Below are 20,165 nucleotides of genomic sequence, written 5' to 3'. Positions count from 1 at the left end.
GAGACTGTCAGGTATGACAGAGCACCTCACCGAGCAGCGCGAACGGCAGTCAGGATCGACAATTGCGGAGCGCAGGCGCGTTTCCGCGTACGCACCAGACGGCTTATCGACGCCAGCCGCCCTGGTGCGTTTTGTCTGCGCCCTGCTCGGCGGCGCCGTTTTCACGCTGGCCTGCTGGTACGTGCTGCACTCGGTGTCGCTCGCGGCGTTCAACGTCTCCATGGTCACCCGCGCGCTTTCCACGGCGTGCTCCCTTTTGGTCGTCGTCGCCGTCGGTGTGCTGATCTGGCTGTGGTTGCGTGACGGCGAAAACCCGCGGCCCCGCTGGCGCACGGTGCTCACGGAGATCGTGTGCACCCTCGCCCCCGCTGGCCTCGTCGTATCCGCGCTCGGCATTCCGCTTTCCGCGACAAAGCTGTACCTCGACGGCATTCAGGTCGACCAGGGCTTCCGCACCCAGTTTTTGACGCGCATGGCGGAGACCGCCGCGAACCAGGACATGAATTACGTGGACCTGCCGTCGTTCTACCCGCTCGGGTGGTTCTGGCTTGGCGGGCGCCTATCGAACCTGCTCGGCATGCCTGGCTGGGAGGTGTACCAGCCGTGGGCTCTGGTCTCCATCGCCGCTGCCGGTTCCGCCCTGGTGCCGGTGTGGCGCAAACTGCTCGGGTCTTTGCCGATCGCCACGTGCATCGCTATCACCACCACGGCGATCTGCCTGACGATGGTGCCGGACGAGCCGTACGCCGCCGTCGTGGCCATGGGCGTTCCCGCCGCCGCCGTGATGGGCTTCCGCGCGATGCGCGGCTCGTGGGCCTCCACGATCGGGCTGATGGTGTATCTGGGCATTTCCGCCTGCTTCTACACCCTTTTCACCGGCATCCTGGCGCTGATGATGACCACCTTCACCGCCACCGCCATCGCCTCCGGCCCCAGCTGGCAGCGCTGGTGGGTGCCGGTGCGGCAGCTGGCCGTGATCGGCTTCGGTTCCATCGCGATCGCCCTGGTGGCGTGGGCTCCGTACCTGCTGGGACTGATCCGCAGCCCGGAGGCAGTGAAGTCGACCGCGCAGCACTTCCTGCCGTCTGAGGGCACCACGATCCCGCTGCCGTTCTTCTCGTTGACCGCCATCGGCGCGCTCAGCCTGATCGGTCTCATCTACATCATCGTGCGCTTCCGTGAACCGGAAATCACCTACCTCGCCACGGCGGTGAGCGTCTGCTACGCCTGGGTCTTCGGTTCCATGGTCGTCGCGTTGACCGGCACGACCCTGCTCGGCTTCCGCGTGGAGGTGCTCATCGCGCTGCTTTTGTCCACGGCCGGCATTTTCGCGATCGCGGACCTGCGGCTCGTCGGCGTGGACTTGCTCTACCCGGATAGGCTCGGCGAGCGTGGCAACCGCATTGTCACGGCTGTCTTCGTCGTTCTGCTCGGCGCCGGAACGCTGGCCTATGTCCAACAGATTCCGGACGAGAACGAGAGCTTCATCGACGAGGCCTACACCAGCACCGACGGCAATGGCGAACGCGCTGACCTGCGCGAATCCGATGTGGGGCGCTACTACATCCAGATCCACGACTTCATCCAACAGCAGGGTTACACCCCCGCCGACACCGTGATGTTCACCGACGAGATCAACTTCATGGCCTACCACCCGTACCACGGGTTCAACGCCTTCACCAGCCACTATGCGAATCCGCTCGGCGAATTCGACGCCCGCAACGAACACATCGCGTCGTGGGCCCGCGGCTCGTTTGGCGAGCTGTCGGATCCCGCTGCCTTCACCGCCGCCATCGATGAGACGAACAACCGCTGGCGCGCGCCCGAGGTCTTCCTGCTGCGCGGAAGCGAGGACGACCCGGACGAACCGTGGAAGACCCACATCGCCCACGACATCTTCCCCAGTCAGCCGAATGTCCACTATGAGGCGTTGTTCTTCAACCCGAAGGCATTCGATTCCGCCGACTGGACGGTCGAGCAATTCGGCCCGTTCGTGGTGGTGGTCCGCAACAAGTGAGCAAGAAGCAGAAAGTAGAATCACCCGCCGTGAACAAGGTGAGCAAGGTGGAAGAAACAAACCAGGCAGACGCGCGCACCGCGACTAGTAACGACACCGCGGGCAGCACCCGCGTCGCGTCCACGTCGAAAAGGAGTCCCCGCTGGTTGAGCCGGACGGCGATGCTGTCGGGCATCTTGGCGTTCCTGTTTTTCGTTCTCACGCCGCTTCTGCCGGTGAAGCAGGTTCAGTCGTCTTTCGATTGGCCGCAGAACGGGTCGCTCAATTCGGTGAACGCGCCGCTGATTTCGCTGGCGCCGGAGTCGATGGACCTGACTATTCCGCTGAGCGTGACGGATGCGCTGAACCCGAATCAGACGAATATCTTGTCCACCTTGCCGCAGGATTCGACGGAGGCATTGGACCGCGGCCTGTTCATCACGGTCCCGGAGGACGGCGGGCTGACGGTCTCCTCGCTCAACGAGGTCATTTTCGAGCTCACACCCGCTGAGCTGGACAAAGCTCGCAAGACCGAGGATGCGGCGCTGCACCTTTCCGCCACGGGCGACGGCATCACGGTCGAGGTACCGGGCACGGACTTCGCAGAAGAGACCGACGAAGACATGCGCCCCCAGCTCACAGGCATCTACAGCGAACTTTCGGAAGAGCAGGCGCAAGAGCTTATCGACGCCGGCCTTTCCGCCCACGTCGACATCAATTCCCGCTTCACCTCTGAGCCCACCGCAGTGAAGTGGCTGGCCATGATCGCCGGCACCTTGTCCGCGATCGTGGCTCTGTGGTCCTTGGCGCGCCTCGACCTGCTAGACGGCAAGCGTCTGCGTCCACTGCGCAAGGAATGGCATTCCTTCAAGCCTCTCGACGCCGTGGTCGTCGGTCTGCTGCTGTTCTGGCACTTCTTCGGTGCGAACACCTCCGACGACGGCTTCTTGCTCACCATGGCGCGCGTGGCCAACGACTCGGACTACATGGCCAATTATTACCGCTGGTACGGCGTTCCTGAATCGCCGTTCGGCGCTCCGTTCTACAACCTGCTGTCGCTTCTGGCGAAGGTCAGCACCGCCTCGGCGTGGATGCGCATTCCGACGCTGCTGTCCGGCATCGCCATCTGGTGGGTGCTCTCCCGCGAGATCCTGCCGCGGCTGGGCAGGTCCATTGCCACCCGGCGCGTGGCGTACTGGACCGCTGCGTTCATGTTCCTGGCGTTTTGGATGCCGTACGACAACGGTCTGCGCCCGGAGCCGGTCATCGCTCTCGGCACGATTGTCACCTGGGCATCCTTTGAAAGCGCCATCGCTTCGCGACGCCTTTTGCCCGCCGCGTTCGGCACTGTCTTCGCGGCCTTCACCCTGGCGTGCGGCCCGACTGGCTTGACCGCCGTCGGCGTCTTCCTGGTGTGCCTGCCGCATCTGCTGCGCATCGTGCGCGAGCGCACCTCGATCGCTCCTCAGGGAGCATTCGTCCTGCCGTTCCTCGGCTTGGGCTTCGCGGTGATGATCCCGGTCTTCCACGACCAGACACTCGCGGCGGTGCTGGAGGCCACCTCTGTCCGTTCGGAGGTCGGCCCTGCACTGGAGTGGTTCAACGAGTACGTCCGCTACTCCACGCTCTTTGAGGCGGCGGTGGACGGGTCGCTGACTCGTCGATACGCAATGTTCACGTTGCTGTTCTGCCTGGGCTTGGTGCTGTGGAGCATGTCCCGCTTCGGCAGCGTGCAGGGTGCGGAAAAGGCCCCGACGAAGCGCATGCTCGCGATCTTCGCGCTGTCCATGTTCTTCCTCATGTTCACCCCGACGAAGTGGACCCACCACTTCGGCATTTACGCGGGCCTCGCCGGCGCCGCAGCTGCTCTCGGCGCTGTCGTGCTTGCCCAGATCGCCGCGCAGTCCGCCCGCGCGCGCACTTTCGCGCTCGCAGCCGTGATGTTCCTCATGGCGCTCTCGCTGGCCGGTTGGAACGCATGGTGGTACGTCTCCTCGTTCGCCGTCCCATGGTGGGACAAGACCGTCCAGCTCAAGGGCATCGAAGCCAGCTCGGTCATGCTGGCGCTGTGCTTGATCACCGTCATCGTCGGTGTCGTCCAGTCCCTGCGCTACAACCAGCGCCGTGCCGAAGCCGAAGAAGCCGGCCGAGTCGAAGAATTCGAGGCTGCCGAGGCCGCGGAAGGCTCCCGCTTCCGCACCGCCATGACCGCACCCATTGCCGTTGCCTCCATCTTGATCGTGGCGTTTTCCTGCCTGACCTTCACCAAGTCCTTTATTGACCAGGCACCCGCCTACTCCGTCGGCATGGGCAACGTCCGCTCCCTGAAGGGCAATACCTGCCAGCTCAGCAGCGACGTGCTGCTGGAGACGAACACCAACGACTCCTTCCTCACCCCCGTCGACGGCGTCCCGCTCGGATCCTCGCTCGAGTCCGGCACCGTCCGCGGTTTCCACCCCGAAGGTGTGCCCGCCTACATCGACTCGGACAACGAAGGCTCGGCGAGCGTCGGCGCCATCGGCAACGACCCGGCCGCAAACGCCGACACGGGTGCAGGCACTGCTACGGGCTCGGCGAATGCGGCGAATGCCGACAATTCAGATTCGAACGCAAGCGCCGGAACCAACACGGGCACTGACACCGCCACCGGCTCGAACACCAAGGGCGACGACGTCACCTCCGACACCGTCCAGTCCACCAGCCGCGCCGGCACCCAGGGCAACCGCTCTGAGGACCAGATCGGCATCAACGGCTCCACGGTGCGCCTTCCGTTCAACCTGGACTACAACCGCATCCCGGTGCTGGGCACCTTCGATGAAGAGGCCCAGTCTTCCTCCGAGATCACCACGTCCTGGTTCGAGCTGCCGGAAGCCACCGAGGAAGCGCCGCTGCTGGTCACCTCAGTCGCCGGCCGTCTGGCGCACCACGACATCAACGGCGAGGAGAAGGAAGGCCAGACCATCAAGCTCGAGTACGGCACCCGCAATGAGGGCGGCTCCGTCACCGACATCGGCGAGGTGGAGATGATGGATCCGGGCCCGCGCGTTAAGTGGCGCAACCTCCGCTACCCCATCTCGGACTTGCCGGAGGGCGCGAACGTCGTGCGCTTGGTGGGCGAGGACTTGAACCTCGACCCGTACGAGTGGATGGCGCTGACCCCGCTGCGCAACCCGAAGCTCGAGCACATCACCGATGTCTTCGATTCGGACACCCCGGGTCTGCTCGACTGGCCGGTCGCGCTGCAGTTCCCGTGCCACCGCACGTTCAACCACTACGCCGGTGTCACGGAGATCCCGCAGTTCCGCGTGGCTCCGGATGCCCCAGGCAAGGAGCAGCTCAGCGGTTTCCAGGACTTCATGGGCGGCGGCGCGATGTCTACCGCCGAGGCCGTGAACTCTGCCTACGAGATGCCGGGCTACCTTGACCAGGACTGGCACCGCGACTGGGGTTCGGCTTACCGCTACGTGCTGCGCACCAACTCGAAGGGCGAGGCACCCGCCGAGGCTGAGATCAACCACGAGGAGATCACCCGCTCCGGCTTGTGGAAGGAGTCCGACATGAAGATTCGCGACCCGTACGAGAAGAAGGACTAGGGCGCTAACACGGGCTCAAGCCGGGAACCGCGTTTCGGTTCCCGGCCTTTCACTACAGTGGGGTCCTATGAAGGACCTTTACCGACTTGTGAACGGACCCTGGCTGGAAAGCCACGTCATCCCCGATGACCGCGGTGTGGACGGCACCTTCCACGGCCTGCGCGACCTTGCGGAGGAAGACGTGCACGAATTAGTCAAAGAAGGCGACGGCCGCGCGAGCGACCTGTACGCCTCGTTCATGGATACTGACGCGATCAACGCAGCTGGAATGAGCCCGCTTGACGACGACTTCGCGCTCCTCAGCGTCGCCGACATCGAAGAACTCGCCCGTAACCTGGGCAAGCTCGACCGCCGCGGCATCTCCGGCCCGTTGGCTTACTGGGTGGAAAAGGATTCCGAGGGAGACGAAGCAGTCCCGTACCTGGTTCAGTCGGGCCTGGGCCTGCCGGACGAGGCGTACTACCGCGACCCAGCTCACGCCGAGACACTGAAGAAGTACCGCGCCCACGTCGAGCGCATGCTCGGCTTCCTCGACCCGTCGCGCCTGTTCGGACTCAGCGCCGCCACCGCCGCACAGCGCATCGTGGAGACGGAGAAGCAGATCGCGCACAGCCACTGGGATGTCGTGGCCAGCCGCGACGCGGTGAAGACTTATAACCCGAAGCAGCTGAGCGACCTGCCCGCCATCATCCAGACGCTGCTGCGCGGCTCCGGGCTTGCCGACGGCCGCGTCATCGACATGATGCCCTCCTACACCGAGGAGCTCGCGGCGATGCTCCGCCCCGAGACCCTGCCGGACTGGCAGCTGTGGGCGACATGGCACATCCTCATCTCCCGCGCTGGCGTGCTGCCGGAAGAGGTCGGCGCCGCGAATTTCGAGTTCTACGGCACCGCGCTGTCCGGCGCGACGCAGCAGCGCGATAGGTGGAAGCGCGGCATCGCCCTCGCAGAATCGCTGGTGGGGGAAGATATGGGCAAGGCGTTCGTCGATAAGCACTTCTCCCCGGAAGCCAAGGACGAAATGCTGAAGCTCGTCGACTACCTTGTCGCCGCCTACCGCGAGCGCATCAGCGAGCTTGCCTGGATGTCGCCCGCCACCCGCGAGCGCGCGCTGGAGAAGCTCTCGCAATTCCGCGCGAAAATCGGTTATCCCGACACGTGGCGTTCGTTCGACGGCCTCGACTTCTCCCGCAGCGGCGCCGATCTCGTCGCCAACGTACGCGCGGGCGCTGAATTCGAGCACGACTACCAGGTAGCCAAGATCGGCAAACCCGCCGACCGCGACGAGTGGGTGACCACCCCGCAGACCGTCAACGCGTTCTACAACCCGGTGGTCAACGACATCACGTTCCCTGCCGCGATCCTGCGCCCGCCGTTCTTCGACATCGACGCCGACCCCGCGGAGAATTTCGGTGCGATCGGTGCCGTTATCGGCCACGAGATCGGCCACGGCTTCGACGACCAGGGCTCGCGTTACGACGGCGCCGGCAACCTCAACTCCTGGTGGACCGACGACGACCGCGCCCGCTTCGAAGAGCTGACGAGCAAGCTGGTCGACCAGTACAACGGGCTTGTCCCGCACGTCCTCGAAGGCCGCGAAACCGCCGGCGTCAACGGCGAATTCACCCTGGGCGAGAACATCGGTGACCTGGGCGGACTCGGCATCGCCGTCGTCGCGTACAAGAACTACCTCAAAGACAAGCAGCTTGACGACGGCCCCGCCCTCCCCTTCGACACCGACGGCTCCTCGGAGGAACTGGACGGGAAAGAATTCACCGGCCTGCAGCGCCTGTTTTTGTCCTGGTCCCGCATCTGGCGCACCGCGATCCGCCCTGAGATGGCGGAGCAGTACCTGGCCATCGACCCGCACTCGCCCGCCGAGTTCCGCTGCAATGTCATCGCCGGCAATATCGCCGAGTTCTACGAGGCTTTCCCCGATGTGGACGAAGACTCCCAGATGTGGGTCGCCCCGGATGACCGCGTGGTGATCTGGTGACAGATTCGCCCGGCCACTCCCCCGATTTCGCCGCCGCGCAGGCGCGCATGCGCCACGTCCCCGAGCCCGTCGAACCTGACGCTCCCCTGCCTGCCGGCGACAGCGACGCCGCCTACCCAGTCAACGAGCAGCACCTCGAGGACTTCCAGGTCGGTGGTGTGGAACGCTCGCTCCCGCCGGCGGAGCAATTGGCGCAGCTCGTCTCCTACATGGAGAACAGCTACCCCGTTCCAGCAGGCGCCGACGAAGAAGCCGTGGACCGATACCTCGCCGCGCTGCCGGACCGCCTCACGCACGCAGCGATGCTCATGCTCGGTTCAGGCTTGGACCACACGATGCCCGGTGTCGCCTACGGCATGGATGTCGACGCACGCGAGCTACCCGAGTTGCCCGAGCTGGGCGCCCGCGTGTTCGTGCCGACGGACACCAGCGCCGGCCGCTGGGCTGTCTCGCTCAACCCCGGCTTCGGACCCCGCGCCGTCGAGCACCACTGGCGCCCGCTTATCGCGGCGATCGCTCAACTGTCGAGCACCACGATCGTCGACCTTCCGGACCCGCAGGATCGTGATGTCGCTGCGGTACTGGATGTCGTCGCAAAGCAGCGGCCGGCAACCACCGCGATCATCGCGACACAGCACAAGGCACCGGACGGGATTGCGCTGATCAGCGCGGCTGCGCTCGTCGAGCCCTCCCCCGATTATTCCGCGGCCGTCATCGGGCACCCGGGCACCTGCGGGATCATTGCCACACCGGAGGAGTACCGGCGGATCGTCCGCGATATCGCGGACCGTCTCCGGGCATAATCCACGCCTCCGCGCCTTACGGTCACCGCTCCACGAACGGTCGTCCGACGGTGTGGAGGCCCCAACGCACCCGTTCCGATGACCACACGGTCAGCGATTCAGCGCCATTCGCGATGTCCAGCGCATCGATCGTGTCGCGGTCGACGCCGAAGGACAGACGATTCTTCTCGGACTGGTCGATCCAGGCGTGCACGTCGTCGGTGTGCTCGTCGATATCGCCGTAGCTCATCGCAGCAACGACCCAGTCCGGACCGAAGGAGACCGACCCGAACGCGGACTCCCGGTCGTCGGCCCACCCGAATTTCGATCCGACTGCCCCATCTATCTGGTCCGTGCCGAAGTCCTGTTTCAACCCGTCTTCGGCATACGGGGCGTGATTCGCCATGCCGCGAATCAGGGGCTCGGCGACGGGATCATCCATGATCGCCATGACGAATTTCGCCAGGTCGTACGGCGTGGTCTCCGATTTTCCCCAGTAGCCGTCGCTGTATGTTCCCAAAAGCTCAAAATCCTCGGCGACGTCGTTGATCGCATCGGGGTACTTCTCGTCGAACTCGACGGCAAGCAGGTCGTCGGACACGCGGATCATCCGCAGAACTTTGCCTCGCTCCTCAGGGGCGCCGTTCGCTAGGACGTAGTAGCCGAGGTACAGCTTCGCCAACGACAGCGCCGGGCGGGACTCGCGCGCATTCGGCGAACCCGTCCAGTGGCCGTCGGCGTGGTAGACCGCTAGGTCAGTTCGTTCCCCGGGGTCGCCGGGAATGACGTCGACGGCGTCAGCCTGCGGCGCGGCAAGCGCGATGAGCAGGCACGCGGTCGATGTCGCGGCGGCGAGGAATCGTTTCACAATGGCTCATTATGCACCGCAACTCACACACTGCGGAATCCAATCTACAGGTGCAGGATCGAATCGCCTTCGTCGAGGGTCTCTTCGTCGACGGGTTCGTCGACCTCGCACAACGTCACCACCGCGCCGGTCGAATCCGCGGCGGTCAGCAGCAGCCCGAACGGCGAATTCTCCGGGCCGCGCAGCACCTCGCCGCCGAATTCTTCGATGCGGCTGCGCGTCTCCGCGATATTGGCCACGCCCAGATATGAGCGCCAAAAGCTCGGCACATCCGCGGGAATCTGCTCGCGCGCATCCCAGATCCCGGCGAATGCCGCGCCGTCCTGCATGGCCAGCAGGTAGCCGTCGTTTTCCACGATGTCCCAGTCGAACAGCTCGCCATAAAAACGCGCAAGCTTATCGACGTCCCCCGTACACGTATATTCATGCCACACCGGCGTCCCCGGCTCACCGGCCGCGACGAAGGAATCTTCCCCTTCCGGCTGGTACAGGCCGAACCAGCCGCCTTGATTATCCGCGCACAGCGCCATCGTGCCCAAGGACACTTGCTGCGGCTGCGCCAGCACCCGGCCACCAAGCTCACCCACGCGCTGGGCGTCGCGTTCGATATCGGTGGACAGGAAATACGTCACCCACGCATCCGGCATGTCTTCTTGCGGCACCATGCCTGCCACCGGCATATTCTGCAGCCGTGCGATGCGGTAATCGCCCTCTGCGACATCCCAGCCGAGAATCCGGGAGTAGAAATACGCCGACTTCCTCGTCTCCGAGGTGAGTAGGTCAATCCAGTACGGCATGCCCTCGCGGGCTTCGAAAGCGGGCATGGGTTAGAGATTCCTCCACTTCTCCGGGTCGAAATCGTCGTTGGCGGTGCGCTCGTCGAAATAATCATCCCCGCCACCGTCCGCCACCACAGTGGCATTGAGGGAGGCGGAGGGAATGGAGACCACGTCGCCGTCGATAAGCTCATGCCCCCGCGAGGTGACGACCTCGCCATTGACCGCGACCTCCCCCGAAGAAATGAGCTCCTTCGCGTGGCCGCCTGTTTCCGCGAGATTCGCGAGCTTGAGGAACTGGCCCAGCTTGATGCTGCCGCCGCTGATGCTTACATCCATGCCTCTATGTAAGCAGTTCGCCGCTAGTCGAGCCGAACCGCGGTGCCCGTCGCTGCGACGAGCATCATCGAACCGTCCGCACCCATCGGCGAATAGTCCAGCTCAACACCAATGACCGCGTCCGCCCCGATCTGGCGTGCGCGCTCCCACAGCTCGTTAAGCGCACTGTCGCGCGCCTGGATCAGCTCCTGCTCCCAGGAGCTCGCGCGGCCGCCCACCATATTGCGGAAGCCCGCGCCGATGTCTTTGAACATGTTCATGCCGGTGATCGTTTCGCCACCGATGATGCGCATGTACTCCGTGATTGTCCGGCCTTCAACTGTCTGCGTGGTAGTGAGGATCATGAACGCAATGCTAGCGCGGCACACCGTCGGTGTCTTCGACTCAAAGCAGACTCGTAGCGCCCTCTACGAGCATCCACACCGCCAGCGCCACGAAAATCACGCCCGTGACCACGTCGACCACGTGCCCGTGGCGGTCCAGAAAGCCCGCGAACTTATCGACGAGCACCGCGAACCCCACGAACCACGCCACCCCGATCACCACCAGCGTGAGCAGGATGACCAGCATCCACTCCCAGCCCATCCCCGGTTTCACGAACTGAGCGAATACCGCCCCAAAGAACAGCACCGCCTTCGGGTTGGCCAGGTTCGTGGCCACGCCGATGCGGAAAGCCGTGCTGGTCGGCAGGGCTGCGGCGGGCGGAATGTCGTCCACGGCGCCGTCTGCGACACCGCCCGCTGCCCCCTTCCGCGCGGCCAGCCCGGCGCGGATCGCCCCGATGCCCATCCAAAGCAGGTACGCCCCACCGACGAGTTGGAGCACGGCGAGAATTTCCGGTACGGCCTGGATCAGTGCGCTTAAGCCGAGCAGCGAGGCGGCAATCCAGAAGGTGTTGCCCACCATGATGCCGACTGCGCACGCCACGCCCGCCGCGCGCGATTTCACCCCGAGGCGCGCGATCTGCACGACATCGGGGCCGGGGCTGGCGATCGCGGCGACCCAGACGCCGATCAGCGCCAGTAGCTGACCGGTCGCCACTAACGTTCCGCCTGGTCGCGCGGCATGATATTCATCGTGTCGATATTCACGTGCGGCGGCAGGGATGCCACCCACCGGATCGCCTCCGCGATGTCCTCGGCGGTCAGGTTGAGCTTGCCGTCGTAGACCTCCGCGGCGCGCGCCTTATCGCCGAAGCGGTTGAAGGCGAAGTCCGTCTTCACGCGGCCGGGGTCGATCTCGGTGATGCGGATGGGGGCGTCGACCTCTTCGCGCCTGAAAGCGCGGGTGAGTGCGCGCAGGCCGAATTTGGCGGCGTTGTAGCCGGACCCGCCGACGTACGCGTCCCACCCGGCGACGGAGCCAACGTTGATGACCAGGCCTTCCGCCGCGACGAGCGCCGGGTACAGCGCCTTGGTCACGCGCACGGTGCCCAGCACATTCGTCTGATACATCCAGTCCCAATCCTCGGGCTTGGCTTCGCGCAACGGGTCGAGCCCTTTCGCGCCGCCGGCGTTATTGACCAGCACGTCGACGCGCTCAAGCTGCGCGGCGAGCTTATCGACGCTCCCCTGATCCGTCACATCCAACTCCACTCCCACGCCGCCGATCTCTGCGGCGATGTCATCGCACAGCTCCTTACGGCGCGCGCAGACGTAGACGGTGTAGCCGTCGCCAGCTAATGCCCTCGCAGCGGCCTCCCCGATACCTGCGGAACCGCCGGTGACTACTGCAATCTTCTCCTCGCTCATGTGGTGCAGTGTAGGCGTGCCCCTCGGCGGGCACTGGTTTTTTAACGCGTACCCTTGCGCATATGACCACGCTTGATGATGCGACAGAACACCCCAACCTCGCCGACCTCCGCGCCTCCCGCTGGTACAAGCCGGATTCCGACGAGCTGGAAACTGTCCGCCACGCCGCGTGGGAGCGCATCCGCGAACTGAATTCTTTAGGCAATTTGAATTCTGAGCGTGCGGAAGAGCTCTTGAAAGGCATCCTCGCCCCTGGTTCCGCCATCCCTGAAGTTTTCGCACCGCTACAGGTCGAATTCGGTGCGCACACCACCTTTGGCGAAGGCTGCTTCCTCAATTACAACTGCGTGATCTTGGACGTAGCTGAGGTGAACGTGGGCAAGCTCACCCTGTTTGGTCCAGGTTGCCAGCTCATCACCGTCGAGCACCCGGTTAATGATGCGAAAGAGCGTGCCGAAGGCTGGGAGCGCGGCCGGCCCATCAACATCGGCGACAACTGCTGGTTCGGCGCCGGCGCCATGGTCATGCCGGGTGTCACGGTGGGCGATAACTGCGTCATCGCTGCCGGCGCCGTGGTGGCCAAAGACGTGCCCGATAACTCGTTGGTCGGCGGAGTCCCGGCGAAGCTGATCCGCACACTCGACGCACCAGGCAGGCCGAGCTAGCCCGCCAAATCCACATCACCCTCGGTGTCGAGATAGATCTCATCCAGGTCCGCTAAAGCCTGGTCGATGGCGTGCTGCGATGTGACGGCCTGGTAATCGTCGATCGAGAAAACCCCGAAGCGCGGGCGATCCAGCCCCTCGAAGGCCGCTTGAATGCTGCCGCGTTCGAGCTTGCGGATGAATTTCGCCATCTCGCGGTCGATCGCACGGCGCTGCTGCCGTGGCAGACGCGGCAAGTACGGGTTGTGGTTACCGAACACGTGACCGGCGAAGCACCAATTGACCGGGTCGAGGACGAACACAGCCAATGGGTAGTTCTCCTCGGGGCCCATGCGGCGGACGATGGAAAAAGCGTGGTAGACAACCTCGGTATGACCGAGTCCGGCAAGCACGTGGTCGCGCAGCAGCTGTAGCACCCCGGTGTCGAGGTCGTCGGCCTCAATATCAGGGTTCTGCTCCATGTCGATGCGGTCGGTGAAGTTCAACGGGCCGTCGAGAACCGCTGCTCCTTGTTTGCGGTCCATCTCGATTAACCATTGCTTCATGTCCTCGAAGAACTCCATGAGCTCATCGACGACCTCATCATCGTGATCGAACGGTGCCGCCGGATGGTCCGCGGGCAGCGCCGTGAAGAGCATCTCCCCCGTGATGGAATCGACGGCCATAATGCCCGCCGGGTATGCGTCGTTGAATTCGTCTTGGTCTGGTCGGTACGTGATTGTGAAACTGTAGATTTTCATTTCTTTCCCCCCCTTGCCCCGGACATTAATCGTTTCGGGCCACGAAATTAAGGGACGGATGTACACTTCAGTGCGCAATCCGGCACCGCGGGTAGATTTAAGGGCGATGTTCGACCTATCCACCATCGGCGCAGGCCTCCCCGTCGCCGATGTCATCGGGGACCTCCCGGCGCGCGGCCCGCTCGTGGTGGAGGCACCACCGGGCACAGGCAAGACGGCATTGCTGCCGCCCGCGATCAGCAACCTCACCACCGACGGCGGCGTCACACTCGTCACCGCACCCAGGCGCGTTGCGGTGCGTGCCGCAGCACGGCGCTTAGCGCTTCTCGACGGCTCCCCCTTAGGCGACCGCGTCGGCTATTCCATCCGCGGCGAACACAAGGACGGGTCGCTGGTGCAGTTCGTCACGCCGGGCGTGCTGCTCAACCGCCTGCTCAAAGACCCGGAGCTGACCGGCGTCGGCGCGGTAGTGATCGACGAGGTCCACGAACGTCAGCTCGACACCGACCTGGTGCTGGCCATGGCGATGGAAGTGGCGTTTCTGCGCGACGACCTTTATCTAGCCGCCATGTCCGCGACCCTCGACGCGAAGGCGCTCGCCGCGCACATGGACGCGCAGATCCTGGCCACCGAGGCCGTCACCCACCCGCTGGATGTCAGTTACCACCCGCATCCGGGCCGCGCGGAGGGTTCGCGGGAGTTCTACCGCCACGTCGCCCAGCTCGCGGGCACCCCGCACGACGGCCGAACCCTCGTGTTCGTCCCCGGCGCGCGCGAGGTGGACGCCGTGTGCGCGCACCTGCCCAGCGCCGCGCCGCTCCACGGCCAGTTGACCAACGCCGAGCAGGACGATGCCCTCAACGGGAACGCGCAGGTCGTCGTGGCTACATCCATCGCGGAAAGCTCGATCACGGTGCCGGGCGTGAGCCGCGTCGTCGACGCTGGGCTGTCCCGCGTGCCGCGCCGCGACGCCGCCCGCGCGATGACGGGTCTGGTCACGGTCTCATCCGCGAAGACGAGCGCGGACCAACGCGCGGGCCGTGCGGGGCGTCTCGGTCCCGGCGAGGTGCTGCGCGCGTATTCGCAGTCGGACTACCAGCATTTCAACGCGGATATCGCCCCGGAGATCACCACTGCGGACCTCACGTCCGCGGCGCTCACCATCGCTGCGTGGGGCTCGCCCGACCTGCCGCTTCTCACCCAGCCGCCCGCGAAAGCGCTGGACGACGCGCAGCGCACGCTCCGCGACTTGGGCGCACTCGACGACGATGACATCACGGCGCTCGGCGAAAAGCTCGCCGCGATGCCGCTCGACCCGCGCCTGGGCACCGCGCTGCTCGAGCACGGCTCCGGCGCGGCGCGCACGGTCGCGGCGCTCGCGGAAGGCACAAGCGGGGATCTCGCACGCGCGCAGGCACCCCGCAAGCAGGTCGAGCGATTCGCCCGCATGGTGCCCGCCACCAGCGATGTCCCCGCCGGCGAAGTCGTCGCTGCCGCCTACCCGGAGTGGGTGGGCAAACATCTCGGCGACCGTGAATATCTGCTGGCCAGCGGCACGCGCGCGCGGCTCGACACCACGATCCCGCCAGCCGACTGGATCGCCGCCGCCGAAATCCAGCTCACCGCGAAAGGCGCCGTCATCCGCGCAGCCGCCGCCGCCGAACTGCCCACGCACCGCATTTCAGAAACAACAACAGCATCGCTTATCGACGGCCGCCTCCGCTCCCGCCTCATCACCTCCCTCGGCGCCATCGAGCTGACCTCCACTCCCATCAAGCTCTCCCCCGCCGAGGCACAGGAAGCTCTCGCCGATTTCCGCTTCGACTTCGACGCCGTGTCGCTGGCGGAGAAAGCGCAGCGCCTCAAAGACAGGCTCGATTTCCTTCGTGAGCAGCACGGGGAACCGTGGCCCGACGTGACCGCCGGCGACTATTCGCCGGAGGTGGGGGAACTGACGGAGGGGGCGTCGATAAGCAAGCTCGATTTTCACGCCGCGTTCATACGGCAACTGCCGTGGCCCGAGGCTGCGGAGATGGATATGCTCGCGCCGGAGCGCCTCGAAGTGCCCTCCGGTTCGCACCCGCGCGTCGATTATTCGACCGGGCGCCCCGTCGTGCGCGTCAAACTCCAGGAATGCTTCGGTCTCGCCGCCTCCCCCGAGGTCAGCGGCGTGCGCGTGCTATTCCACCTGTTGTCGCCCGCCGGCCGAGAGCTCGCCGTCACCGACGATGTGAAGAGTTTCTGGGACGGCCCCTATATCGATGTCCGCAAAGAAATGCGCGGCCGCTACCCCAAGCACCCCTGGCCCGAAGACCCGTTGACGGCCCAAGCCACCGCTAAGACCAAAAAACGGATGTAATCACTCAAAAGCGAAGCTCGTCGGTGTACTTCTTCCGGGCTTTCATCGCATGGATAAGAATTTCTCGCCCATCATCGAACTGCAATAGAACAAGTTCAATGAGCCTCCCCGCCGGATCAACCCCGATCATCAACCACCGCTGCGGGTTTTCTTCCTCATCTAAAGGGCGACTCTGAAGGACGTTGTCCGCCGCATAGAGCACACGTTCATCGTCGAGCCTATGCGCTGCATAGTGCTTCCGGGCAGATACGTGTATCTCAAGCGGCACTGATCCACTTCCTGATCGCTTCCCTGATGGCATCGGATCGGGTAGCTAACCCCTCAGCTTTCGCCTTCTCCATCACGGCCGCGATCGTCGCCTGATCTAGTCGGACTGGAACAACGGATCCAGGTCCGTCACCAACAGAAGGGCGCCCTGGACGGGCAGGGGGAAGCGTCGCCGGGTCATATCCCGCTTCCGCCTCGTCCGCCCAGGCCTGAATCTGCGCGTCCGTGATCTCTTTACCCTTGATTGTCCGCTTGGCCATGGCCTTATCGTATACGGAATTAAATGGGTGTCACTACCCTGTTTTCGCGACTTTTGGCCTCTACCCACTAAGTTAAACCCCTATGAGCACAGCCCAAAGCCAACGCACGCACTCGGTGACCATTTGGACACTGGTGTCCTTGATCATCGGCTCCACCGTCGGATCCGGCATCTTCGCCCTGCCGCAGAACATCGCATCTGTGGCCAGCCCAGGCGCGATGCTGATCGGTTGGGCGATCGCGGGCGTCGGCATGCTGTCCATCGCGTTCATCTTCCAGATCCTCGCGCGACGCAAGCCCCACCTGGACTCCGGCGTGTACTCGTACGTGCGTGCCGGGCTCGGCGATTTCATCGGGTTTACCTCAGGCTGGGGCTACTGGCTCGGCTCCGTGATGGCGCAGGTGGGCTACGCGACGCTGTTCTTCGGCACGTTCGGCCACTACCTGCCGTTCTTTGACCAGGACAACCCGTGGGTCATGGCGCTAACGGTCTCCGTGCTCACCTGGGGGATCTTCTTCGCGCTGACCCGGGGTGTGAAGCAGGCGGCGCTGATGAACCTGGTCACCACCATCGCGAAGCTCGTCCCGATCCTGGCGTTCATCGTGCTCATCGCCTTCATCGGGTTCAGCTGGGACAAGTTCACGCTCGACTTCTGGGGCGACAACTCCGGTATCTCCCTGTCTGACCAGATCCAGGGCATCATGCTGTTCACCGTCTGGGTGTTCATCGGCGTTGAGGGCGCGTCGGTCTACTCCAAGCAGGCGCGATCCCGCCAGGACGTCGGCCGCGCCACCGTCATCGGTTTCCTGTCGGTGCTGGGTCTGCTCGTCGCCGTATCGACACTGTCCTACGGCGTGCTCACCCGCGAGGAGCTGGCGGCATTGCCGGAAAACTCCATGGGTGCAGTGCTCGAAGCCGCGGTCGGACCGTGGGGTGGCGCGCTGATCTCCATCGGTCTATGCCTGTCGGTGCTGGGCGCCTACATCTCCTGGCAGATGCTCTGCGCCGAACCGATCGTCATGATGGCCGCCGACGGCCTGCTGCCCAAGCGCCTCGCCGCGAAGAACGAAGCGGGCGCGCCGTGGATGGCGCAGCTGGTCTCCACCAGCGTTGTGCAGTTCTTCGTCATTCTCTTCTTCGCCAACGAGACCTCGTACAACGCCATGGTGCAGCTCGCCACCATCATGTACCTGCTGCCGTACATCTTCTCGGCGCTTTACCTTCTGCTCCTCACCGTGCGCGGCAAAGGCCTCACGCACCCGCACGCGGGCGAGCGTTTCGACGACTCCGGCCCCTCCATCTCCTCCTCCGACAACCGCCGACACCTGGTCATCGGCATCGTCGGCTTCATCTACTCACTGTGGCTGATCTACGCCGCCGACCCCGTCTACGTCCTCTTCGGCGCACTCGCTGTGATCCCGGGCCTGATCCCGTACCTGTGGACGCGCATCGCCAATAAAGAGAAGATCTTCAACACCTTCGAGTGGGTCGTCGTCGGCCTGGTCGTCCTCGGCGCGATCGCCGCGGTCGTGGGCCTGGTCAACGGCTCTCTAGTTCTGGAGTAGCGCTGCCCGCCATCGCCAAGACAAACTCAGCGGACACCACCACGAACTCATTGTCCAGTTCGTGACCGGCTTCCACGAGCGTCAGGTTATCGGGCAGATCCTCCCTGGTCGCCAGGGCTACAGCGAGCGCGGGCAACGCGTCCGAGTCAGCGACAATATGCAGCTGCTCGATGGTGGTGCCGCCGACGAATTTCAGGGCAGCGTCCACAATTTCTTCGGCTTTTTGCGTATCGACGGCCGCCGCGTTGTCCCCCTCATCCGCAGCCACCGTCACCGCCATCGCCGTTTTAGTTGTGATCATGACCGGAAACTCTAATCCCAGTGACTGGGGAAAGTCTGTGGGCGGGTGTAGGTTCCGCCAAGAGCTTGCGCAGGCTTTAGAGCTGGAACGCCAGATACGTCGACAGCACGATCACCAGTGTGAGCAGCGCGTACCGCACCAATTTCGCTCCGCCGCCAAGCACCGTGCGCGCTCCGATCTGCGCGCCTACGACATTGGCCACGGCGAGCGCGATCGCGAGCGGCCAGTCGACGAACCCGCCCGCGATGAACACCGCCAGGGCACCGAGATTCGTCGCGGTGTTGATCACCTTCGCCATGGCCGCCGACCGCAGGAAATTCTGGGCGAAGATCGCCGTGAACCCCATGATGAGGAACATTCCAGTCCCCGGCCCGAACGTCCCGTCATAGAACCCGATCGCGGCCACCAATCCGGCGGCAGTAAGAACCCGGCGCGGGGTGATAACCGGGGCATCGTCCACCGACTGTGTCGTCCCGAATTCCGGCTTCAACGCCACGAACACCCCCACCGCGATGAGGAGGACGAGGATGAGGGGGCGGAGAAAGGAGGCGTCGATAAGCGATGCGATAAGCGCACCCGCTGCCGACAGTGCCCCTGCGATGAGCGCGTAACCCTACGTCTGGCGGGGCACGCCCACGCGGCGGACGAGCGTGACCGCGGCCGACGCCGTGCCGGAGACCGCCGCGAGCTTGTTCGTCGCCAAAATCGCCGCCGGCGGCATCGACGTGCCCGCCATGAGCACCGGAATGAGCACCAGCCCGCCTCCCCCGATCACCGCATCGACCCAGCCTGCGAGAGCTGCCGCGGCGACCAACATAGCGAACATGGACCCCCACGCTACTATGACCAACCGTGGAACAACGCAGCCGGTGGATGATCGTCGCACCCCTTTCGGTGCTTCTCGGATACCTGCTTGCCCGGCTCCACGTGCCCGCCGCGTGGATCCTCGGCGCGATCGTGGTGTCCGGCTTCTCCGCGCTGGGCACAGGCCGCGAGCTGAAGGTCAACGCGAAGTTCTACAATTTCTGCCGCGGCATCATCGGCGTGCTCGCCGCCCTCCCCTTGGCCGGCGTGCCGCCCGCTGAGCTGGTGCACTACCTGCTGCCTGGACTCGCGTCAGCTGGCGTGATCATCGGAATCGGCTTCGTCGGCGGACTCTCGCTGGCGCAATATGCCGGGCGGAAGGCCCGCAGCGGCGAGCCGACCGTCAGCCGCGAAACTGGCGTCCTGTCCATGTTGTCGGGCGGCGCATCCGTCATGATGTCGCTTGCCGACGAGCTCGGCGCCGACATGCGCTACGTCGCCCTCACCCAATACCTGCGTCTGCTCGCCGTCTCGATGACCCTGCCGCTCGTCGCGTCATTTCTTCCTCGTCCCGGCGAGAACCACTCCGCCGGACTCGATGTGACCTGGTGGATGTGGCTGCTCGTCATCGCGATCGCCGTGATCGGCGAACCCATTGCGCGGAAAGTTCATCTGCCTGCACCGGCGGTGTTCGGCCCGTTGATCCTCACCGCTGTGATCGCGACGCTGCTCCCCGTCCCGATCGCCCCGCCGGAGCCTCTCGCCGTGGTGGCGTTCATGTCCATCGGCTGGGCTTGCGGCGGCGGTTTGAGCGTGCCGGCGCTGAAGCGCTTTGCCAAGCTGCTGCCCGCCACGGTCACCTTCATCGTCGTCGTCATGGCGTCGTGCGCCGCGATGGGCGCCGTTGTGTCGGCGTGGCTGGACATCACTTTCTTCGAGGGCTACCTCGCCACGAGCCCCGGCGCGATCGAAACGGTGCTGGCACTGTCCTCCGAGGGCGGAGGCGGCCCCGCCGTGGTGTCGCTGCAGCTCATCCGCCTGCTCTGCATTCTGGTTTTCGCAGGGTCGTTGCCGAAGATTCTCCGGGCGATCGACAGGCGCTAA

At 64.7% G+C, this 20,165-nt stretch carries 18 protein-coding genes and 1 pseudogene; 8 read left to right on the top strand and 11 right to left on the bottom strand.

Going from position 1 to position 20,165, the window contains the following annotated elements:
• The first annotated feature begins 13 nt into the window (after nt 1–13).
• From ACUY2Y_RS00835 to ACUY2Y_RS00820, 4 genes are all read left to right on the top strand, one after another.
• A complete protein-coding gene (locus ACUY2Y_RS00835; protein ID WP_448324411.1) occupies nt 14–2,017 on the top strand; it encodes a galactan 5-O-arabinofuranosyltransferase in 2,004 nt (667 codons plus the stop codon).
• A gap of 161 nt (nt 2,018–2,178) precedes the next feature.
• Complete coding sequence (locus ACUY2Y_RS00830) at nt 2,179–5,589, top strand: arabinosyltransferase domain-containing protein (protein ID WP_448324500.1); 3,411 nt, start codon at nt 2,179–2,181, stop codon at nt 5,587–5,589.
• 67 nt (nt 5,590–5,656) lie between these two features.
• The gene (locus ACUY2Y_RS00825) at nt 5,657–7,585 is read left to right on the top strand and encodes a M13 family metallopeptidase (protein ID WP_448324410.1); all 1,929 of its coding nucleotides are present in this window, start codon (nt 5,657–5,659) and stop codon (nt 7,583–7,585) included.
• Complete coding sequence (locus ACUY2Y_RS00820; protein WP_448324409.1) at nt 7,582–8,388, top strand: alpha/beta hydrolase; 807 nt, start codon at nt 7,582–7,584, stop codon at nt 8,386–8,388. Before ACUY2Y_RS00825 ends, ACUY2Y_RS00820 begins: the two co-directional genes overlap by 4 nt.
• Before the next feature lie 22 nt (nt 8,389–8,410).
• Here ACUY2Y_RS00820 and ACUY2Y_RS00815 read toward each other — a convergent pair whose 3' ends face one another.
• From ACUY2Y_RS00815 to ACUY2Y_RS00790, 6 genes are read right to left on the bottom strand one after another with little or no spacing between them, the layout of a single operon-like run.
• Nucleotides 8,411–9,235, bottom strand: coding sequence for a hypothetical protein (locus ACUY2Y_RS00815; protein WP_448324408.1), 825 nt, complete (start codon nt 9,233–9,235; stop codon nt 8,411–8,413).
• Between the two features lie 44 nt (nt 9,236–9,279).
• Nucleotides 9,280–10,059, bottom strand: coding sequence for a VOC family protein (locus tag ACUY2Y_RS00810; protein WP_448324407.1), 780 nt, complete (start codon nt 10,057–10,059; stop codon nt 9,280–9,282).
• Between the two features lie 3 nt (nt 10,060–10,062).
• Nucleotides 10,063–10,350 carry an RNA-binding S4 domain-containing protein gene (locus ACUY2Y_RS00805; RefSeq protein WP_259902382.1) on the bottom strand — a complete coding sequence of 96 codons (288 nt, stop codon included), beginning with the start codon at nt 10,348–10,350 and terminating at the stop codon, nt 10,063–10,065.
• Between the two features lie 23 nt (nt 10,351–10,373).
• Complete coding sequence (locus ACUY2Y_RS00800) at nt 10,374–10,694, bottom strand: heavy metal-binding domain-containing protein (protein ID WP_210575202.1); 321 nt, start codon at nt 10,692–10,694, stop codon at nt 10,374–10,376.
• A gap of 40 nt (nt 10,695–10,734) precedes the next feature.
• A complete protein-coding gene (locus ACUY2Y_RS00795; RefSeq protein ID WP_448324406.1) occupies nt 10,735–11,391 on the bottom strand; it encodes a LysE family translocator in 657 nt (218 codons plus the stop codon).
• Nucleotides 11,391–12,101: an SDR family oxidoreductase gene (locus ACUY2Y_RS00790; protein WP_448324405.1), complete on the bottom strand. Its 711-nt coding sequence runs from the start codon at nt 12,099–12,101 to the stop codon at nt 11,391–11,393. Before ACUY2Y_RS00790 ends, ACUY2Y_RS00795 begins: the two co-directional genes overlap by 1 nt.
• Nucleotides 12,102–12,163: 62 nt before the next feature.
• Here ACUY2Y_RS00790 and ACUY2Y_RS00785 point away from each other — a divergent pair, with 62 nt between their 5' ends.
• Nucleotides 12,164–12,766 (top strand): sugar O-acetyltransferase, encoded by a 603-nt coding sequence (locus tag ACUY2Y_RS00785; protein WP_448324404.1) that lies wholly within the window; start codon nt 12,164–12,166, stop codon nt 12,764–12,766.
• Here ACUY2Y_RS00785 and ACUY2Y_RS00780 read toward each other — a convergent pair.
• Nucleotides 12,763–13,506, bottom strand: a complete 744-nt coding sequence (locus ACUY2Y_RS00780) for a hypothetical protein (protein WP_448324403.1) — start codon at nt 13,504–13,506, stop codon at nt 12,763–12,765. The genes ACUY2Y_RS00785 and ACUY2Y_RS00780 overlap by 4 nt on opposite strands.
• Before the next feature lie 106 nt (nt 13,507–13,612).
• Here ACUY2Y_RS00780 and ACUY2Y_RS00775 point away from each other — a divergent pair, with 106 nt between their 5' ends.
• Nucleotides 13,613–15,865 carry an ATP-dependent RNA helicase gene (locus ACUY2Y_RS00775; protein WP_448324402.1) on the top strand — a complete coding sequence of 751 codons (2,253 nt, stop codon included), beginning with the start codon at nt 13,613–13,615 and terminating at the stop codon, nt 15,863–15,865.
• A 4-nt stretch (nt 15,866–15,869) separates the two neighbouring features.
• Here ACUY2Y_RS00775 and ACUY2Y_RS00770 read toward each other — a convergent pair whose 3' ends face one another.
• Nucleotides 15,870–16,067, bottom strand: a complete 198-nt coding sequence (locus ACUY2Y_RS00770) for a toxin (RefSeq protein ID WP_448324401.1) — start codon at nt 16,065–16,067, stop codon at nt 15,870–15,872.
• Between the two features lie 55 nt (nt 16,068–16,122).
• The gene (locus ACUY2Y_RS00765; protein ID WP_448324400.1) at nt 16,123–16,392 is read right to left on the bottom strand and encodes a ribbon-helix-helix protein, CopG family; all 270 of its coding nucleotides are present in this window, start codon (nt 16,390–16,392) and stop codon (nt 16,123–16,125) included.
• An 82-nt stretch (nt 16,393–16,474) separates the two neighbouring features.
• On the opposite strand from ACUY2Y_RS00765, the gene ACUY2Y_RS00760 reads away from it, so the two are divergent.
• Entirely contained in the window at nt 16,475–17,956 is a 1,482-nt protein-coding gene (locus ACUY2Y_RS00760) for an amino acid permease (protein ID WP_448324399.1), read from the top strand.
• Here ACUY2Y_RS00760 and ACUY2Y_RS00755 read toward each other — a convergent pair.
• Together ACUY2Y_RS00755 and ACUY2Y_RS00750 are read right to left on the bottom strand one after the other, a co-directional pair.
• Nucleotides 17,931–18,257 carry a hypothetical protein gene (locus tag ACUY2Y_RS00755; RefSeq protein ID WP_448324398.1) on the bottom strand — a complete coding sequence of 109 codons (327 nt, stop codon included), beginning with the start codon at nt 18,255–18,257 and terminating at the stop codon, nt 17,931–17,933. The genes ACUY2Y_RS00760 and ACUY2Y_RS00755 overlap by 26 nt on opposite strands.
• Nucleotides 18,258–18,333: 76 nt before the next feature.
• Nucleotides 18,334–19,083: pseudogene (locus ACUY2Y_RS00750) on the bottom strand (TSUP family transporter).
• A 26-nt stretch (nt 19,084–19,109) separates the two neighbouring features.
• On the opposite strand from ACUY2Y_RS00750, the gene ACUY2Y_RS00745 reads away from it, so the two are divergent.
• Nucleotides 19,110–20,165 carry an AbrB family transcriptional regulator gene (locus tag ACUY2Y_RS00745; protein WP_448324397.1) on the top strand — a complete coding sequence of 352 codons (1,056 nt, stop codon included), beginning with the start codon at nt 19,110–19,112 and terminating at the stop codon, nt 20,163–20,165.

The organism is Corynebacterium sp. 20-84 (assembly GCF_053479455.1).
Note: the sequence above shows the minus strand (reverse complement) of the source record. Positions and strands in the feature narration are given on the sequence as shown.

Bases quoted from the DNA above. Each gene is read 5' to 3' on its own strand.
- ACUY2Y_RS00790 (WP_448324405.1), bottom strand. From the start codon at position 12,101: ATGAGCGAGGAGAAGATTGCAGTAGTCACCGGCGGTTCCGCAGGTATC.
- ACUY2Y_RS00785 (WP_448324404.1), top strand. From the start codon at position 12,164: ATGACCACGCTTGATGATGCGACAGAACACCCCAACCTCGCCGACCTC.
- ACUY2Y_RS00805 (WP_259902382.1), bottom strand. From the start codon at position 10,350: ATGGATGTAAGCATCAGCGGCGGCAGCATCAAGCTGGGCCAGTTCCTC.
- ACUY2Y_RS00775 (WP_448324402.1), top strand. From the start codon at position 13,613: ATGTTCGACCTATCCACCATCGGCGCAGGCCTCCCCGTCGCCGATGTC.
- ACUY2Y_RS00825 (WP_448324410.1), top strand. From the start codon at position 5,657: ATGAAGGACCTTTACCGACTTGTGAACGGACCCTGGCTGGAAAGCCAC.
- ACUY2Y_RS00760 (WP_448324399.1), top strand. From the start codon at position 16,475: ATGAGCACAGCCCAAAGCCAACGCACGCACTCGGTGACCATTTGGACA.
- ACUY2Y_RS00800 (WP_210575202.1), bottom strand. From the start codon at position 10,694: ATGATCCTCACTACCACGCAGACAGTTGAAGGCCGGACAATCACGGAG.
- ACUY2Y_RS00810 (WP_448324407.1), bottom strand. From the start codon at position 10,059: ATGCCCGCTTTCGAAGCCCGCGAGGGCATGCCGTACTGGATTGACCTA.
- ACUY2Y_RS00755 (WP_448324398.1), bottom strand. From the start codon at position 18,257: ATGATCACAACTAAAACGGCGATGGCGGTGACGGTGGCTGCGGATGAG.
- ACUY2Y_RS00830 (WP_448324500.1), top strand. From the start codon at position 2,179: ATGCTGTCGGGCATCTTGGCGTTCCTGTTTTTCGTTCTCACGCCGCTT.
- ACUY2Y_RS00835 (WP_448324411.1), top strand. From the start codon at position 14: ATGACAGAGCACCTCACCGAGCAGCGCGAACGGCAGTCAGGATCGACA.
- ACUY2Y_RS00765 (WP_448324400.1), bottom strand. From the start codon at position 16,392: ATGGCCAAGCGGACAATCAAGGGTAAAGAGATCACGGACGCGCAGATT.
- ACUY2Y_RS00780 (WP_448324403.1), bottom strand. From the start codon at position 13,506: ATGAAAATCTACAGTTTCACAATCACGTACCGACCAGACCAAGACGAA.